Consider the following 2,396-nt stretch of genomic DNA (forward strand, 5'->3'; position numbering starts at 1 on the left):
CTGGAGCGCCGCCGCCCAAGTTCGTCGATGCGTTAAGCAGCAGCGTGGGGGCCATCAGTGATTACCTGGCCCAGGTAGCGGTGCCGCTGGACCCACCGCTACGCGATTTCTATTTCGACGCCATGGCCTTCGTACGCCTGGCCGAGAGCTTTGGTCCGCACTCCCTGTTGGACCTCACGCGCGAAGACGAACGCAATACCGTGCTGTGCATCCGCAACGTGGTACCGGCACCGTTCCTGGGGCCGCGCTTTGCGCTGGCCCATGCCACTACGCTGTTCTCGGCCACGCTGGCGCCCTGGCATTATTTTGCCGACCTGCTGGGGATGCCGGCCTCGACCGCCTGGATCGATGTCGATTCCCCTTTCCACGCCAGCCAGTTGCAGGTGCGCCTGGCGCATGACATCTCCACCACCTGGCAACGTCGCGCCGCCTCGATTGCGCCGATCTGCGCGCTCATGGCGCGCCAGTTCAGTGAGCGGCCGGGCAATTACCTGGCGTTCTTTTCCAGCTTCGAGTATCTGCAACAGGCGCACGATGCCTTGCTCCGCACTCACCCCGAGATCCCTGTCTGGCAACAGTCGCGCCGCATGTCGGAGGATGACCGCGATGCCTTCCTGGCGCGCTTCGAAGCGGGCGGGCAGGGCATCGGCTTTGCGGTGCTGGGCGGCTCCTTCGGGGAAGGGGTGGACTTGCCAGGCCGGCGTTTGATCGGTGCCTTCGTCGCCACGCTGGGGCTGCCGCAATTCAATCCGGTCAATGAGCAACTGCGCCAACGCATGGAGGCGCTCTTTGGCTGCGGCTATGACTACACCTATCTCTATCCCGGAATGCAGAAAGTGGTGCAGGCGGCCGGGCGCGTGATCCGTACCGAATCCGACCAGGGCACGGTCTGGCTGATCGATCAACGTTTCAGCCGCCCCGAGGTACGTGCCTTGTTGCCGGCATGGTGGGCATTGCCGGGCCATGGGTCAGACCAGGCCGATCAGTCCAATGAAGCATGAACCCTCGCGCTGCTCAGCAATCATCCGCATAGGTGAATAAAATGACATGTCCGGGGGCGCTGTGGGGGCGTTACAGCGGGTCAGGTTTTTCCCTAGTGACAAGTTTTGTCTATCCCTTACGATACGGGGCGCAGTCATGGTGAAGTGAGTTTTTCGACAATCCCGTCCTTTGGGAGAAAAAGCCCAGGAATGTTTTTGTTAACAATAAATTGCCACGGGAGCCGTCGGATTGTGCCAAATCCGCGACGCGACAGGAGGCAAATCGTTCACTCGGAGCGACAAGGATGTTGGCGCAAAGGTAAGATGCCCGCCTTGCAGTTCATTTCTGTCAAGGTAGAAATGAATCGGATTGCTTGAAATATTTTGTTGTTTCGACAACAATCGAGGTTGCGATATCAGGATTTGTTTGTTTTAATGACAACACAGGGGTGTGTGGTCGAATTGATAACATTCAGATATCTGGTCGCACGGGGACTCCCCCGCTTTCAAGGGGGACAAAGGGCCGCCAGCAGAGCGGGTATCTAAAAAGCGCCACGAGGTGGCAAAACCGGGGAAGGTGTATCGCTTTTTAACAAGGTTGCGGGCGGGTCCCGCGGGTGCCGCTTTGGTTGGCGCCGGGGCCTGAGCAGGGAGTCATGAATGGGAAACGATATCTCCAACTTGCTGAGCAAGTTCGGGGCAACGGTGGACGGCTACCTCGAAGTCGAGGCCGCAATCGACTACAAGGAACCGTCGCGCAAGGTGAAGGCGCCTCAGGTGGCGGCGCCAGCCGAGCCGGGGGCTGCCGCGCCAGCGCCCGTGGTGGAGGCCAGTGCGGCCGCACCCTTGCCGCAGGACCGATCGGTTTCCGCGCCGCAGCGTATCGAGCCGGTCATCGAACCGGTGCTGGCCCCCATCCCGGAAGCGCCCATCGTTCCCGCGTCGGAACCCGTGGTGGCGCCTGTCGTGGCAGCCTCCCCGATCCAGTCGCCATCCCAGCCGACCGTCCCGTCACCAGTTCAGTCCAATGCGTCGCGGGTACCGCCGTCCGTGGTCGATGTGGCGGCGCCCGTCAGTGCCAAGATCGCCTCGCTGGTACCGCCCGCGCCCCCCGCCGTGCCCAACCTGCTGCGCTCGATGCTGGGCGAAGCCGCCCAGCAACGCCAGGCCCAGCAAGAGGCCAGTCCCGAGGGCGGGAACGCAGGCCTGTCCTATGGCCCGCCCCCTAGCACCCCGGCGCATGTCATTGCCGTGGTGTCGCCCAAGGGCGGCGTAGGCAAGACCACCCTGTGTTCGGCCCTGGCGTGCAGCTTGGCGCGTCACGGGCGCGTCATCGCCGTTGATCTCGATCCCCAGAATGCCTGCAATATCACCTCTGTGTCAATGCCGACCCGGTCCTGCCGTGGCTGGCCAGGC

The 2,396-nt window shown here is 62.5% G+C and carries 2 protein-coding genes; both read left to right on the forward strand.

Annotation, left to right across the window (positions count from 1 at the left end; genetic code table 11):
* Positions 1-1,001 (forward strand): ATP-dependent DNA helicase (locus tag I5W_RS20225; RefSeq protein ID WP_044530581.1); only part of this gene is annotated, 1,001 nt, incomplete at its 5' end.
* Between the two features lie 1,185 nt (positions 1,002-2,186).
* Positions 2,187-2,396, forward strand: a 210-nt coding sequence (locus tag I5W_RS34460; RefSeq protein ID WP_441294732.1) for a ParA family protein, incomplete at its 3' end; no start/stop codon positions are given.

Origin of the sequence: Herbaspirillum sp. B65 (genome assembly GCF_000333555.1) — a bacterium.
Classification (GTDB): domain Bacteria; phylum Pseudomonadota; class Gammaproteobacteria; order Burkholderiales; family Burkholderiaceae_D; genus Herbaspirillum; species Herbaspirillum rubrisubalbicans.